At 45.7% G+C, this 16,353-nt stretch carries 11 protein-coding genes; 2 read left to right on the forward strand and 9 right to left on the reverse strand.

Annotated elements, in window-relative coordinates; all coding sequences use genetic code 11:
- Nucleotides 1–209: 209 nt before the first annotated feature.
- From QUA34_RS07165 to QUA34_RS07195, 7 genes are all read right to left on the reverse strand, one after another.
- Nucleotides 210–1,337, reverse strand: a complete 1,128-nt coding sequence (locus QUA34_RS07165; protein ID WP_333385200.1) for a glycosyltransferase family 4 protein — start codon at nt 1,335–1,337, stop codon at nt 210–212.
- A 747-nt stretch (nt 1,338–2,084) separates the two neighbouring features.
- Nucleotides 2,085–3,293: a DegT/DnrJ/EryC1/StrS family aminotransferase gene (locus QUA34_RS07170; protein ID WP_333385203.1), complete on the reverse strand. Its 1,209-nt coding sequence runs from the start codon at nt 3,291–3,293 to the stop codon at nt 2,085–2,087.
- Between the two features lie 558 nt (nt 3,294–3,851).
- Nucleotides 3,852–4,427 (reverse strand): alpha/beta hydrolase, encoded by a 576-nt coding sequence (locus tag QUA34_RS07175; protein WP_333328822.1) that lies wholly within the window; start codon nt 4,425–4,427, stop codon nt 3,852–3,854.
- Between the two features lie 742 nt (nt 4,428–5,169).
- On the reverse strand, nt 5,170–5,478 hold the full coding sequence (locus QUA34_RS07180) for a DUF3493 domain-containing protein (protein WP_333057719.1): 309 nt from the start codon (nt 5,476–5,478) through the stop codon (nt 5,170–5,172).
- A gap of 168 nt (nt 5,479–5,646) precedes the next feature.
- Nucleotides 5,647–6,879, reverse strand: a complete 1,233-nt coding sequence (locus tag QUA34_RS07185; protein ID WP_333213010.1) for a DUF445 family protein — start codon at nt 6,877–6,879, stop codon at nt 5,647–5,649.
- 96 nt (nt 6,880–6,975) lie between these two features.
- Entirely contained in the window at nt 6,976–7,677 is a 702-nt protein-coding gene (ubiE, locus tag QUA34_RS07190) for a bifunctional demethylmenaquinone methyltransferase/2-methoxy-6-polyprenyl-1,4-benzoquinol methylase UbiE (RefSeq protein ID WP_333328825.1), read from the reverse strand.
- Between the two features lie 366 nt (nt 7,678–8,043).
- The gene (locus QUA34_RS07195) at nt 8,044–8,988 is read right to left on the reverse strand and encodes a response regulator (RefSeq protein WP_333082437.1); all 945 of its coding nucleotides are present in this window, start codon (nt 8,986–8,988) and stop codon (nt 8,044–8,046) included.
- A 156-nt stretch (nt 8,989–9,144) separates the two neighbouring features.
- On the opposite strand from QUA34_RS07195, the gene QUA34_RS07200 reads away from it, so the two are divergent.
- A complete protein-coding gene (locus QUA34_RS07200) occupies nt 9,145–10,239 on the forward strand; it encodes a RuBisCO accumulation factor 1 (protein WP_333328828.1) in 1,095 nt (364 codons plus the stop codon).
- Between the two features lie 157 nt (nt 10,240–10,396).
- Here QUA34_RS07200 and QUA34_RS07205 read toward each other — a convergent pair whose 3' ends face one another.
- Nucleotides 10,397–11,404: a DUF4349 domain-containing protein gene (locus QUA34_RS07205; RefSeq protein ID WP_333328831.1), complete on the reverse strand. Its 1,008-nt coding sequence runs from the start codon at nt 11,402–11,404 to the stop codon at nt 10,397–10,399.
- Between the two features lie 166 nt (nt 11,405–11,570).
- Here QUA34_RS07205 and QUA34_RS07210 point away from each other — a divergent pair, with 166 nt between their 5' ends.
- Nucleotides 11,571–14,027, forward strand: a complete 2,457-nt coding sequence (locus tag QUA34_RS07210; protein ID WP_333385207.1) for an ATP-dependent helicase — start codon at nt 11,571–11,573, stop codon at nt 14,025–14,027.
- 412 nt (nt 14,028–14,439) lie between these two features.
- Here the strand turns inward: QUA34_RS07210 and QUA34_RS07215 are convergent, their stop codons facing one another.
- Complete coding sequence (locus QUA34_RS07215; RefSeq protein ID WP_333229611.1) at nt 14,440–16,122, reverse strand: tetratricopeptide repeat protein; 1,683 nt, start codon at nt 16,120–16,122, stop codon at nt 14,440–14,442.
- Nucleotides 16,123–16,353 lie beyond the last annotated feature (231 nt).

A 16,353-nucleotide genomic window follows, 5' to 3' on the forward strand; every position in this document is an offset into this window, starting at 1 on the left:
CAAACTTATATTTAACTCACCTTGAATATATCGATCGCTCCTGCTAGTGGTCTGCGATCAATTATTCAGCAAACCCTACTTAAACTTGAGTAGGACTTATATCTAGTCCTGTCATATAACCCTCATCAGGCAAGTCGTGAGGACGAAGAGTCGTTTCTTAAAGATTTTAACAAATAAGGACTCTTCGTCAGTCCTCTCCTATTGAGTTTTTATTTTGCCTGCATTTTTTGCCGAATCTGCTCTCCGCGCCTAGCCGCAACTTTGGGCCAAGTAAACTCCAAAGCTCGCTGGCGGGCGGCGGCTCCCATCTTAGCCCGCAAATCAGGAGAATTAGATAGTTTTCGTAGTGCCTCCACCCAGGCGTCAGTATCGTAAGGAGGAAGAATTATGCCCTCAACGCCATCACGCACAACACCGCCTCCTCCCATCGGTGAAGCCAGAATCGGCAAACCATGAGCCATTGCTTCATAGATAACGAGTGCGCTACCTTCCTCCAGACTGGGAAAGGCAAAAAAGTCAGCTTGGCGATAGGCAGAACTGTAGTCCAAGGCATAATCAAAGTGAACTACATCAGGACGTTTCAGCAAATGGCTGCAAGTGTGAGCAATTGCCGGTTCGAGGGAGCCAAAAATTGTCAGCTTTCCCTTAATCCCAGCTCGCTCCCAAGCCTGTAAGAGCAGGTGAGTCCCTTTGCGGACGCAGGCAAAACCTAGGAAAAGGACGTTAACTTCCTCTGAGGCCGGTTTTTGGGATTGATAATTGGGGAAACGCGACGGCGACCAACCTTCAGTGGTTAACACCAGTTTTTCTTCAGGAACTCCGGCTTCTTGAAATGATTTTACTACTGCCGGACTGGGACAAAACAGAAAGTCAACTAGCTTGAGTTTTTGCTCTTCGGTCTTAATTTTTTCTGGGGTAATTGCGTGTTGAGGTTGCAATTCCAAGCGAGAGTAAGCATCGTCAAGGATACTCTTAGCTTGCTTTTGACAAGTATTAACTCGCTCCCAAAAAATCGGCTTACTTTGCTTGTTAACGCTCTTTACAGTATCTAATGATATAGCGGGCCACAAGTAGGCAACATCAAAATTTTTGATATCTTTGAGAAAACGCTTCTCTGCCTTGATTTTGGGAGCAGTAGGGCTGCGGTAATACAAGTTTGTCAGTAATGACGGAATTGCTTCAACTATATTTGAGTTGCGGCAGGAGCGATCGCAACTCGGGACAACCATGCGAGCATTCAGCTCAGGTTTTTGCCATTCTTTGCACACTGAAAAAAATACGTGGCTGATGGCTCGGTCATTGCAATGAATTGGGAATAAAGCACTCAGTTTTAACATAGGATTCATCTTGAGTTAACTAAAGTTTTTCTACTTGTTTCTAAACACGGAGATAGAAAAATGAGGCTCGGTTTAGAGACCAGTCTTGTTTGATTGAAAAGTAGATTCTGCCGTCTGACAGTGATTGTATGGTGACAACATAACATTAAGTAAATTCACTGACAAGGCCCTGAACCAAAAATTATGTATTTTTACTGTAAAGAATGAAACAGCAGCATCCAAAATGCACTGAAAATTTTTCCAAGATGTTTGGCGTCTTACTAAATAGGGCTTTTCAAGCGTTTTAGATAACGTGGCGATTGAAATTGCTGCTACACATACTGTTCTCCTGGATATTACGTACGAAAATAACTGACCGAAAACATCCAGAGTACAACCTCCCGGATCGCGGCCGCGGATCAGGTCTCACTCACCTGGGCATCCGAGCGAACGGAGAATGGTACAGGCCGCTTTTGTGGCATCTAAAATCTCAAATTTCAAATCTCAAATCCATCGACCGGGTATTAAACCCGGATTTGGTATAGCAGAAGGAACAAGGAAGAAGTTCACCACCCGTGCTCCCTCCTTGGGGGAAATCAGAAGGTAAATGCAATAAAATCAATGGTTTGGGCTATTAAAAACCTCCGGTGGAACCGAAAAGGTTGCTAGATCATTACCTTCCAAAGGGCGTTGTGGAGTTAAAAAACATCCTAGCTGCTTTTGTTAAAAAACAGCTAGGATGTTTGTATGGCAAACTATTTCAGGACTTTAGCCTGCTGTTGCCAAAGCTGGATTCTTAGTTTTGCCGATCGCCAAACATTTTTTAACAGCAGCAATTACATCTTCCACATCTGCATCTGTTAATTTGGCCGAAATCGGCAAGCTAACTGTATGCCGCCCAATGTAGCCAGCATTCGGATAATCTTCGGTATGCCATCCAAACATTTTTTGATAGACAGGATGTTCCGGCATACTCATATAATGTACGCCGACACCGATATTTTCAGCATTGATAGCGTCGAGAAATTCGTCGCGGCTGATTCCAGTTTTGGCTTCATCTACCAGAATGGTGTACAGGTGATAAGCATGAATTGTATCCGGTTCGGGGTTGGCTGGCAAAGTAATCGGCAAATCCGCAAATGCTTCGTTGTAGCGCTGCCAAACCTGCTCCCGACGCTGCCAATAAGGCGTGACTCGTTTCAATTGATGAATGCCGATCGCAGCTTGCAGATCCATCATATTGTATTTAAAACCGACTTCCACCACTTGGTAGTGCTTGTAACCCGAGTCGCTGAAGCGCTTCCAAGCATCTTTGCTCATACCGTGCAGCGCTAAAATGTTGAGCCTGTCGGCGTCTTCTTGACTGGCGGCCAGAATCATTCCTCCTTCCCCGGTCGTAATGTTTTTGGTGACATAAAAGCTGAAGCATCCGAAGTCGCCAAATGTGCCTGCTTTCCGTCCCTTGTACTCTGTTTCGATCGCGTGAGCACAGTCTTCAATTAACTTCAAGTTGTGACGGCGAGCAATCTCGCAAAGCGCATCCATATCGCAGGGACGACCTGCGAAGTGAACCGGCAAAATTGCTTTAGTTTTTGAAGTGATTTTAGCTTCGACTTGAGCCGGGTCAATATTCATTGTCACCGGATCTACATCCGCCAATACTGGTGTTGCCCCGGCGTGGATGATGGCATTAACTGTAGCGCAAAAAGTCATCGGAGTAGTAATGACTTCATCCCCCGGTTCCAAGCAAGCAGCGAGGACGCTCAAGTGCAGTCCCGCCGTACAGGAATTGACTGCAATCGCGTACTGGGAACCCTTGTAAGCATTGAATTCGTCTTGAAACTTCCTGACTTTAGGGCCTGTACCCAACCAACCTGTTTTCATGGTTGCCACCACTTCTTGAATTTCAGCATCTTCGATCGCCGGAGCACCGAAAACCAAGAAACGGTCTTTTGAACGAATAGGATTGTTGTTCATGTTGCTAGTCTTACCCAGTAAGTAAACTTGATCAAATGGAAGTGTTAATGAATGCAGTATCAGCGTTTTTTATCCAGATCTTTTGCTAATACCTTGTATAATGGCATCTTTTGTATAACAAGCTTACTAATGACAAGCCGTTTTTTCGCAAGCGCCTGACCCTGACAGAATTTATATATTTTAAGATAGAGAATCTCCAATGTCCAGTAGATCGTATTTCAGTTTATGGGTGATACACAAGCTCTTACCCGCATTTTTTACTTTAAATATTTTTTTTTAAAAAAGTTTTCTTTCTCTATAAATTTTTTGTAAGATGTCGAACATCTATCCAGAGAAAGATTTGACAGCGAAGTTATTTGATTTGTGATTTTTAATTTTAGAATTAGGAATGACAGATTCCCGTGAGGTTTGGAGCTTGGGTGGAGTTAGATTTTGTTTTAACTCGTGTAAAAATTAGGCAAATTTTGCACAAAAAAAATGTAACTCCCCTGTAATTGATGCAGGTTCAGCAACATTCTGCGATCGCTCCAAGCAATCAACCGTCCTTGACCAAATCCACTACAATCGAGGCAGACGAATCTTGTTCAAAATGTCTTGCAGCCGTTCTGAAACGCCGCCCAATTGTTCTGACAAAGCTACAAGTTTGCCGTAAGCTTCAACTAAGCGATCGCCCTCAACATAAACTTCTGAATTCGGATAATTCTTCATCGCTTCCAGCAGTGTAATCTCGTTATCATTAGTTGCAGACAGCACCAAGGCCTCGCGCAAAGCTTCTCGATTTGCATTCCCAGAAGGAGTGCGAATTACCTGACCCACTTCATCGAGAATAATTTCCCCAACCTTGCTGTTAAGCGTTTGATCCAAAAACCTTTGACTGACTTTTACTGGTCTTGTCAGACTGTTGCGAACGGCTTCCGGGTCTTTTTTTGCTTTTCCCAGCAGCATTTCTAACGCGGGCGACATTTGCCCAGTTTCTGCAAAAATTTCTAATTCGCTGACGGGTAAAGTCATTCGGATCGCACTGTATTTGAGCACTACCTTTTCGGCAGCCGCCGCAGCATTACTGTAAAATACAATTCCCGCGCCTGCTGCTAAAAATAACGTCCACCGCTTTGTGAAAAATGATCGACCCATAGTCAAATCTCCTAACATCTTTTTCTACTTCGACTTTGACACATCTCATTAGTTACTGCACAGGCTCAGGTCTTCGGCAAAGGCCAAATTATTCGATCGCCCCAGCACTTATACCATTTTAGATTTTAGATTTTAGAATTGCGAATTAGTCAGGACGATCGTGGTTTCCAGCATCGGCCAAGAGTTGCATGATTTTTGGGAACTGGTGTTCCCTATATCGAATGCTAGGCAAAAAACTCGGTTCCGGGCGCTGCTACTGGCCTCTTTGAGATTTGAGATTTGAGATTTGAGATTTGCGAATTAGTGAGGACGATCGTGGTTTCCAGCATCGGCCAAGAGTTGCATGATTTTTGGGAACTGGTATTCCCTATATCGAATGCTAGGCAAAAAACTCGGTTCAGGGCGCTGCTACTGGCCTCTTTGTGCGGGGTGCACACCCTACTAATTCTCTCGCTCAATCTCCCGATCCTAGCAAAATGCCGAACGCCAGCTCTTCTATCAGTGAAGGCTGGCGCTGGGCTTAAATTTATTTTATATATTTAGGGTCTTTATGAAAGCTGACCCCAATTGAACGAATTACAAGCGGTTTATGATTAGGGCCTTTAAATTTGCTGACCCCAATTGAAGCCACCTTCTTATAATTACAGGGATCGCTGGAAAACCATGATTTCATAATAATTTCTTTATATTTATAAATTTTTCTTGCTTCATATAAATTTTTGTCTCGATTTGTACATTTTTGTTACTTCGACTTCGGGGATCGGCCCTCGGCGCGCTGCTCCCACCGAAACAGGAACACCATCAGGGCCACCACTCCGACTTGGAGGGCAAAATTAGGCAAAGCAGAACCAATCTCCCGGCCCGAGGCAATTTTAGCGAGGAAAACCAAGCCGCCGATAAAGCCCGAAGCGCCACAAGCTACATAGACAAACTGTCGCAGAGGCCGGTAGGGAGTGGCCATTTCTGCGGTTAAACGCTCGTATTGTTGGCGGCTGAGGTTGCGCGGGTTTTTAGGGATGTTTGTGCGATCGTCCGAATTTGGGGCTGGCATAGATTTAGAAAATAAGTAAATTAGGATTGGGCCACAAAAACCCGGTTTATACCAAAAATCCTCTGGCTTAGGTAGCAAATACTAGGGAAAAACCGGGTTTTTGGTACTTTGGGCGCAAGTCTAGTGAATATTAGACTAGAACAAATATCTCACAACTGCCGAAATAAATCACCGCTGAAGCAAAAGCACAACTGTCTGCAAACAGCCGACAAAAACGCCCAAAATGCCTCCTAAATTTACAATTCCCTGCAACTCGCTTTTGACAATTCCCTGAATTGCTAACTCCAACTCTTCAGGAGAAGTACCTTTGACTCGATCGACAATCACCTGGTCAATATTCAAAATCGGGATAGCCTGAGCTACAATATTTTCTAAATCCCGCTCTAAATAACGCTCTAAAACCAAAGCCAGTTCTTTGCTGACAATTTCCAGGGAAGCGCTCATCACCGCTGAAGTTTGCAAGCGATTGAGAATCAACCGCGAAATATTTTCCCAGTCAATAGATTTGCTCAACCCCTCAAGTACATCTGTACCCCGCTGTTGAACATAGCTGCGAACACTGTCGCGCATAGTTTTTCGCAACTGTCTCACAGTCGAAACCGGTAAATTTTGCATCGACAAATTTTGCAGCCATTCCTGAATTCGCCCGCGAATCCCCAAAGAAATAGTTAACTCTGCTAAGCGCTGATTTGTGGCTTCTCTGTCATCCAGACAAAAAGTCCGCAGCCGAGTTAAAGTGTTCCGCAAACCAAACAAATTTGCTACTACCCAATAAGTGCCGCTGGTTTTTTCTCGAAACCCTTCATCGATGATCGAAATATTGCGATCCGTCAAAAAGTCAATTAAAGCCTGCCGCAGCACTTCCGGTGGTATTACTACCTGCAACAACCACTCAGCAAGCTGAGCCGCCTGAGCTTCCGTTAGCTGAATCTCCAGCAAAACTTGATCAAAAATTTGATTTAGCTGAGCTTCTAAAAAATCTTCCCGGCGCGCCAAAACTTTGAGAATTCGCGGCACAGATTCCCCCAGTAAATCTCGCAAAATGTTAGCGAGAATTTTAGCGGTTTTTTGCTCTGCGTCTGCTTTTACCTGATCCAGCGCCAACTGCAACAACCAGAGAATCACCGACTGCATCCGCTCGGTTTGCAGGAGGCGGCGCGCTAAGTTTTGCAGTTCCTGTGGCGTCAGCAGCGAACCCATAATTGTGTCGGAAATTCGCTTTGCTAAACGCTCTTGGTTGCGGGGGATCAAGCCGGGAGTGAAAGGCAACTTCCGCCCTTTGATATAAATCGCTCGATAGGGGCGGAACAGCATTTTGATAGCTATATCGTTAGTGAAATAGCCAATAATTCCTCCCACTACAGGTGGGGCCAACAACAGCCAAATGTCAGACGGATTCATCAATAATTGGGAATTGGGAATTGGGAATTGTTGATTGTTGACTGTTAACTGTTGACTGTTGACAACTGACCACTGACCACTGACCACTGACAACAGTCAACTGACTAATACCAATACTCCCATCATAGCTCCGGCAATGGGGTAGTGGGTGGCGGTGGCAAATCCGGCTTTGTTGGCGATCGCGACTTGCTCCTGGCCGATCGGGAATTTTTCTAAACTAGGATTAATGTAAGCATATTCTTGAGTCATTCCAAATTGCTGAGCAATGGGCACTACCAGACTGTCTAGATAAAACTGCTGAAAGCTCCGCATTAGGGAATTGCTGGGGCGGTGGAGGTCGAGAATAGCTGCTTTGGCACCGGGTTTGAGTACGCGGTGCAATTCCTGAAGACTGCGGGGGATGTCAGTCACGTTACGCAGGCCGTAACCCATTGTGGCGCAGTCGAAGTAATTGTCAGCAAAAGGCAAGTCTAGGGCGTCAGCTTCTACCCAGGAAATGGGACTTGCAGGGGTGAGAAAAGGTCGATCGCGCTTGGCCGCCACGGCCAATTGTTCGGCGGAAAAATCTACTCCAAATACGCAACCGGTCGGCCCTGCTTGTTTAGCCAGCAACAAAGCTAGATCCCCGCTACCGCAGCACAAGTCTAAACAAGTATTTCCGGGGCCAGCACTGCTCCATTTCACCGCCATTTGCTTCCAAATCCGGTGTTGCCCAAAACTCAACCAGTCGTTCAATTGATTGTAAACTGGTGCAATTCGATTAAATATAGTTTTAATTTGTTCTGCGTTATTAGTCATTAGTCATTGGTGATTGGTAATTTGTAATTGGTGGCTAGTTTGTCATCACGTAAAAACAATTAATCCGTGCATTCATGTCATGCTGTCGCCAGTCATTAATGCTTTGTATTGTTAGCTATCCGCGAGATTTTGTCTTGAATCCTTCGTTTGCTATTATTTTCAACTCAAGACAGAGAGCCGACTAATAACTAATGACTGACAACTAATGACTGATGACCCCGCCCAAAAACAGGTACAAGCTCCCGACAATTGTCGTGAATATTCCAAAATTTTAGACTTTTGTTCAAGCTCCAAGATTCACTGCGCTGCAAGTAAATCTAAAATCTAAAATCTAAAATCTAAAATCTAAAATCGACTGACTGATGACTAATGACCCTGAAAACTCGTCAATACCAAAGCAACTTCTTGAGCGGCGAGGTGAACTGTTGTGAGTTCGTCGGGGCGCAGGGAACAAGGTTGCTTCCACTGCATGGAAATCAGGGCGATCGATCGACCTTTGTGAACCACCGGGATGGTCAGGTGAGCTTGAATGCCGGATTTCTGATAGTGAGGCAGACTCGCTAGGTTTGTGTCGAGTCCAATATTCACAGCACCCTGAATAGTTTGAGAGGTAATTGCTTCTCGAACCAGAGGATCATCTGCCAGCCAATTTTCCACAGGTGAACCAGTGGTGTGACAGCCTTGGAGTGGCATCAAAACATTTCCGTCCACCAGTTGCAAAATGCAACAGTCCGCCAAAAAATTATCACTTATCGCAGTAGCAATTGGCTCTAAACTTGCTTCCAAACTCGGATAATCCACAGCCGTTTGCATAATTGTTGCTAACAGTTGTATTTGATTTTGGGCGCGATCCAATTCCTCAGTCCGCTGCTTGAGAATTTCATAAGTCTCGGCCGCTTTTTGCACCACCATTTTCAATTCGTTCGGGTCCCAAGGCTTAGTGATATACTTGTAAACCTGTCCTGAGTTAATCGCATCCACCAAGTCTTCAATGTCCGTAAAACCAGTCAAGATAATTCTGACCGTATTCGGAAACTGGGGTACGGTTTTGCTCAAAAACTCCGTCCCCTTCATTTCGGGCATCCGCTGGTCGGAAATGATGACGGCGACCTCGCCTTCGATGCCGAGGACTTCCAAGGCGCGAATTCCGCTCTCAGCTTTGAGCACGTTAAAATCTCGTCGGAAAGTGCGGTAGAGTAAATCCAGATTGTCTGGTTCGTCGTCTACTACCAGCATTTTGGGCTTTTTCGGTCTGTGTAGGGTCATGAGCTGGCGTTTAATTTGATCTAGCTCTGAAATGGCATTATCCATAACAATACGATAAACTCCCCTTTGTAAATTTAGGCGAGCAACTATTCTGTAACAATAGTCTCATAACTCACTTACTATTAATCTATCGCTCTGCCGCGACACGAGCCTTGCCAGTATCCAACCACACATAACTTAGCGCTAGTTTTTGATTCAATTATGACTGATACACCGCAAGATTCATCCCCTCCTGCATCTGCATCCTCCACAACTGCTGTGGATGCCGAAAAGTTAATTCGATCGCTCCGCCGCAAAGAAGGCACTTGGGTAGAGTGGGGACAGGCCTGCACTGCACTGCTAAAAGCTGGCTACAACTCTCAAAGGATTTTTGAAGAAACTGGTTTTGAGCCAATTCAGCAAAATCAAGTAAGCGTCGCAGCCCAAGTCTACACCAGCATGGTAAATGCTGGGGCTTCAGACGAAGTTCGATCGCACTTTTTGGGCAAAGGTAGCGATATCTTATACGAGTTTCGGATTCTCTCTCAAGTAGAGCGTGCCGGGGCGGCTGCTTTGATGCTAACCCACAATTTGGATGTTGACGATGCTCGCCAAGTTGCTAAAGCGATCAAGGAGTTTTCGCACTTCGGGAGTCTCCCCCAAGGGTTCACAGACACTCCCGGCGATGCTATGGCTTACCAATGCTGGCAATTAGCGAGACAGAAAAGCGATTTGCAAGAGCGATCGCGCTTAATTGCTCGCGGTTTAAAATTAGCTAGCAGCCCAACCGCTAGGGCGCAAATCGAGCAGTTGCTCGTTGATTTTACCGTAGTTTCCAGACGGGAAGCGCCCCGCTTGCCCGTCTACCGGCTGGATACCGAAGAACAATTGCCGCGCGTTGTCCCGGTTGTGGGCAAATTGCCGCTTTCTACGACAGATTTGCTGGCAGTGCCTTTGCCGGAGGAAATCGAGCCGTTCCGAATGGTAAAATTTTCTGGAGCCGGAGCTTGGGTGGCGATTCCCGGATGGCAGGTAATTTTGAACGCTGAAGATCCGGTGGCTGTTTTGGAAATGAGCGATCAATTGCCGGTACCGCTGCAAGGCAAAGTTGAAGAAGTTTTGATTATTGCCGATCGAGCTCAAAGACAGTGGGATGCTGACAGTTATTTCCTCGCAGATAACGCTGGCAATTTAGAATTGTACTGGTTTGAACAATCCCCAGATATTCCTATTTTGGGGCGAGTTGTGCTGGTGATGCGTCCGAAAAAGATTGTCGATGAAGACTATACCAAAGATGGATGGCAAATTGATGATTAGTCAGTGGTCAGTTGTCAGTGGTCAGTTGTCAGTTGTTAGTTGTCAGTTGTTAGTTGTCGTTGGTTTTAAGAACGGGTTCTCCGGCCGTTCCACAATACATAAATTTTACGTGGGTGGAATGACTAATGACTAATGACTAATGACTACTGACTACTGACTACTGAGGCGGTTTCGGTTCTTGAATTGTCGGAACAGAATGCTGTTTCTTAAATCGATTAAAGCCGTAAACCGCAGCCCCAATTAACAGCAAATAAGGACTGTAAGCCAACAGCCAAATACCCAAACCAAACAAACCCAGCGTCAATTCACCCACAGAATGAGTCGCTTTCCCCCAAGTTTCCTGCACGCGCAAACCTAGAGAAGGTTCGGGAGTTTGTTGAGCCGATACTGCTGCTTCTAGAGTTAAGCTAATAGTCGAATAGGCTACTTGATTTCGCAAACTTTTTAACTGAGCGTCAATGCGTTCGATCGACTCCCGAATATTGCTCAACTCTTGAGCAGCTTTGAGCACGTCGCCGACAGAGCCAGAGCGCTCCATAATTTTTAACACCATTTCCTCTGATTTGCGAAGGTTTCGCAGCCTAGCCTCGCTGTCAACTAATTGATCGGTAACATCCTCAGCCGTCAGAGAACGGTTCTCTACAGTTCCGAGTTTTGCCAAAGCGTCTAAAGTCGTTTCTAAACGTTCTTGAGGCACGCGAATCTCCACAGAAGCCGTTTGGCGGACACTCGAATCCGGGGGCTTTTGATTTTGAAAACCCAAGATATCGCCTTGCTGTTTTTCGACAATATTAGTAACAGATTTAGTGCTGGCGTCAATAGATTTGACCACTACACTGAGTTGGGCTTTTTTAATCAGTTGAGGACGGGTTGCGGTCGTTTCTGCTGCTTTTTTTGATGCACCAGGAGTTTTTGACCTCTGGGCTGCTGGCTCCGGTGCTGGTGCCGATTGTGGAGCCGATGCGGCAACTTGGTTTTCACGGATGCTGGGTGAATCTGCGCCGCCTGGAGCGCTGCTGGTCAGTTGAGATCCTCCGCAGCTAGGCAAAGCAATGGCTGAAGATAAAGTTAAGAATACCGCCACAGCAAAACGAGTTGTGCTGCTGTGGGCTGAGTTTGGGTTTGGCTTGGGCGGGGGGGAATTGATTTTGAGGTTAGTTTTCATTTGGGTGATTCCTATAAAAAAGGCTTAGGTATTGAATTTTATGCTGGTTTTAATTTAAGCTCGAATAGATAGTGTTAGTTTAGCCGATACCGAAATGGAAACGGTAGAGGTTGAATATTTTTTTATTTTTAACCGCAGATGAACGCAGATAAACGCGGATGTAATAATGACTGATGAATTTGATACTGATTTTATGCGATCGACAACGAATATCGATCGCCCTGGCAACATTTCCTCTGGGTTAGACTCTGCCGTGGTTTTGCGAGAACAAGCTTGCCTTAAAATTCGCGAAAGCTTGCGTGCGGGCCAGCAGGACATGGCGGATTGGCAAGGCGGCCCCCTTGCTGTTTCGGCGGTTCCGGGGGCCGGGAAGTCTACGGGAATGGCTGCTGCGTCGGCCATTGCGATCGCCCGCAACGGGCTTCACAGTCGCCGTCAGTTAATTGTCGTGACATTTACGCGATCGGCTGCTGCTAATATTAAAGCTAAAATTCGGGAAAGATTGGCCCAATTGTCTTTATCTCAAGGCGGTTTTGCGGTGCACACTTTGCACGGTTTAGCTTTGAATATTGCGATGCGACATCCTGATTTGTCGGGTTTAAATTTAGAAAATTCAACCTTAGTTACTCCCACTCAAAGTCACCGATTAATTCGTACCTGTGTAGAACTTTGGATTGCCGAAAATCCCCGCCGATATCAAGTTTTGCTGGAAGGACAGCAATTCGACGGAGAGGAAACGGAGAGGCTGCGGCGACAATCGGTTTTGCGGACGGAAATTTTGCCGCAGGTAGCTAAAACTGTGATTCACGAGGCGAAATCTTCTGGTTTATTTCCCGAACAGTTGTTAGAAATGAACGCTCTTGATACTGGGGATGGTTATGAGATTTTAGCGGTAGCTGGGGGTTTATATCAAAAATATCAGGCTTTGTTGAGGAGTCGGGAATTCATCGATTACGACGAAATGATTTTAGCCGCTTTGCGGGTGTTGGAAAATCCGAGGGCGAGGGCGATCGAGCAAAAGCAAGTATTTGCCGTTTTTGAGGACGAAGCGCAGGATTCGACACCGTTGCAGACTCGGCTTTTGGAAACATTGGCGATCGATCCCGATCGTCCTACTTTACCTCCCAATTTTATCAGAGTTGGCGACCCAAATCAAGCGATTAATTCTACTTTCACTCCCGCAGACCCGATTTATTTTAACCAATTTTGCGATCGGTGCGAAGTAGAAAATAAGTTAGCGACCATGGACGGCGCAGGCCGTAGTACCCAGGTGATTATCGATGCAGCTAACTTTATGTTGCAATGGGTAAATAGCTCGAAATTAGCGGGAACCGAACAGCCTTTTCGCGACCAAACTATTAAGCCAGTACCCAGCGATGACCCGCAGCATAATGCCAATCCTGATCCCATTGGTCGAGGATTAGAATTGCATACTCCCCGCGATATTTACCATACAATTGAGTTAATTGGCAAGCGGGTAATAGAGTTAGTAGAAGAATTTCTACCGACAGAGTTTGAATTTGGAATAAATGGCAAAAATATCGAATCAGGCGGTGAAGCTAGCGAAGGTGAAAATAGTGCCAAATTGCCGTTAGGAAATCTGAAATCGATGGCTATTTTGGTGCGGGAAAACAAACAAGGTAAGTTTATCAAAGAAGTGCTAGAAAATCCTAAAAAGCACGGATTAAGCTTTGATTTGCACAAATATGGGATTAAAATTGAGGATGTGGGAGAACGGGACAGACATTCTCAAGTACCTTGGGAAATCTTAACACTGCTGCAATTTCTCGATCGCCCGCACTCTCCAGACTACCTAAAAGCAGCCTTAAAGATTTTGAGCGATCGGCAGCTCATCCCCAAACAAGACTACAATGCTTTTGCTACCAGCCCCGAACAATTCCTTTACCCAGGCCCCCTAGACCCCCAGCAGTCAGACCCCGTTCGCAAATGCCGCTATTTTTGCTGCGGTTTGCTGCAAGCTAGCTTAGAATTGCCACCATACCAAATCATTTCATTCTTAGCCTTAGCGCTGCAATACGACCAAACAGAATTAGCCACGGCCGACAAATTAGCAGAACGAGTAGCAATCCAAACAGCCGGCAACAATTCAATGCGGAATATTTTGGATGTACTCAGCGAAATTGTCAGTTCCGAAAGATTTGAACCTGTGGATGCAGACGACAAAATAGAAGAACGCTATACCAGCAAAGGTCAACTAACAATTATTACCATGCACAAAGCCAAAGGATTGGATTGGGACTGCGTATTTTTGCCGTTTCTGCACGAACAAACCATCCCCGGAAATTTGCGAGTTTTGCCGCAAGCCCGATTTTTAGGAGATTTCACTTTAGCAGAGGTAGCGAGAGCGCAGATTCGAGCAAGTTTGCACGAAAAATATCCTTTACCAAATCTAGGCGAAGCCTGGGAACAAGCAGGTTATTTGAAAACAGCAGAAGAGTTTCGACTGCTGTATGTGGCGATGACGCGAGCAAAAAGTTTGTTGTGGATGGCGGCGGAGAAAAAAGGGCCTTTTACTTGGAACAAACCAGAGAATTTACAGGAGCAAAAACCTTGTCCGGTAATGCCTGTTTTGAAGCAGAGATTTCCGAGTAATGCTATATAAAAGAAGTCATAATTAAGCTGAGGTGCATCAGCTTATCACAAGTTATCTGGCGTTAGAAAATCCCTATCTTTGTCGCATAATCAACTTAATTCGATTGTTAATTGTTGTTCATTTAAATTGTAGGTTGAGGGCGGGCTTTCGGGCCCAACCCCTACTTCCCACAAGAGTGAAAATTTCTTTTACCATGCAATTTATACCAATTTTAAAAAAGAATGCAACAGTATTCTTGTTCCCCCCGCAATGCAGCGGGGGGGCTAGGGGGGGTCGAAGAGTGTTGCACGATTTTAGAGAAATGGTATTAAATGCGGATTAGCTGATTTGCAGGGGGAAGTTTAGGTTAAAACTTTACCCCAGCGCAGCGTTACGAAGAACAAAGCAATTTCAAAACTCAAAAATTTTTGTCAATTTCCCCTCACCACTTTCCTGACATCGTGCCCTTAAGTCTCAATTCTTCTCGACTAACTAGAGCTTCGTAGTAATCTGGTTTGATTTCGAGGGCGACTCCGTAAGAGCTAATGGCATCTTGAGTTCGCTGCAATTTTTGCAAAACGTCGCCCCGCTGCGCCCAAGCTTCCCAGTTGTCTGGCTTGAGTTGAATCACTTGGTCAAAAGCGACGAGTGCTTGGGAATAGTTCTGCATTTCCCCTAGGATCAGACCTCGCTGTACCCAGCCTTGATAGTTATCCGGCCAGACGGTAATTGCTCGATCGTATGATGCTAGAGCTTGTTCGTACTGCTGCAATTTTGACAAAGCGTTGCCGCGTTTCAACCAAGCTTCAAAATTGTCTGGCACGATTTTTAGGACGCGGTTGTAAGCTGCGACGGCTTCTTCGTAACGCTGCAATTTTTCCAGCGCGGCGCCTTGCTGCAACCCTACTTTTGATGTAATTTCTGCTTCTGAAGTCAGAGAGATTACTTTATCAAAACAGGCGATCGCTTCTTCGTATTGCTGTAATTTTTCCAAAGCTTCGCCTCGCAAGTTCCAAGCTTCTAGAAAATTACCTTCAATTTGTAGGGCATTGCTGTAAGCGATAATTGCCTCTTTGTAGCGTTCCAATCCTGCCAGGGCGATGCCTCTACCCAGCCAAGCTTCGGGAAAATTCGGATTAATTTGAACGGCTTGGTCAAAAGCAGCGATCGCCCCTTCAAAATCTCTCGATTCTGACAGTGTTTGACCGCGCCCGATCCATGCTTCGGGATAAAAAGAATTAATTTGAATTGCCCGATCGAAACAAGCAATTGCCGCATCTGCCCACTGGTGTTTGAGGGCCATTCCTTTATAAAACCAAGCTTCGCAGTCGTTGGGCTGCATTTGCAGTACGCGATCGTAAGCTGTCACCGCTTCTGCATATTTGTGCAATTTTGCGGAAGCAATGCCCCGATTGAACCAAGCCAGACTATTTTGTGGTTGCAGTTGAATGGCGCGATCGTAAGAAGTTACAGCTTCAGCGTAGCGTTCGGCTTTCATCAAAGCCAAACCTCGGTTCAGCCAAGCTTCCCAATTAGTCGGGACGAGTTTCAGCGCGCGCTCGAAAGCAGCCACCGCTTCAGGATAGCGCTCTGCTTGAACCAACACGTTGCCTTGCCGATACCACATGGCGGGTAAATTCGGATGAAGTTGGGTTGCTTTTTTGTAACAGGTTGCGGCTGCATCCCACTGCTGCAATTCCTCTAAAACTCTGCCGCGCTGATACCAAGCTTCGTGCTTTTCTGAATTTATTTGAATTGCGGTGTCGAAAGCGGCGATCGCTTCTGAGTGATTTTGCAAACTTAACAGCCCTGTGCCGCGCAGCATCCAAGCCCAGTATTCTTCGGGATTAATTGCTGTAGCTCGATCGGCGCAGGCTACGGTTTCTGCGTAGGAATGCAGTTGCTTGTAAGCTTTGCCCAGATTCAGCCACGCCCTGGCCCAGTCCGGCTTGATTTGAACCGCTTTTCCGTAGCAAAGGACTGCCGCTTCGTACCTTCCTGCGGCGTACAATCTATTGCCCCGATCGTAATCTGGAAATGCTGCAAAAATTCTTAAAATCGGTGGCAGCAGAGCTGGTTGGGGGTTTGAGGAGTTTTCAGGAGCCGAAGTCGAGAGGTCTGGCATACGCCTTGCACATAAAAAATTTAGTGGGATAACAAGCTTGCGGTCTTATATATTAACTTATGCTTTTCTTAATCTCGCTGCTGTTTTGAAACAAATTTAGCATATCAGGCTGGGTGCGACCAATCATTTTTACTTAATTCTAGTAGGTATAAAATTATGCACCCCTCCCACTTTGGGTACACCCCTGTAAGATACGGTCAGTCGATTTTCGATTTTCGATTTTCGATTTTC

The organism is Microcoleus sp. POL10_C6 (assembly GCF_036701585.1).
GTDB lineage: Bacteria > Cyanobacteriota > Cyanobacteriia > Cyanobacteriales > Microcoleaceae > Microcoleus.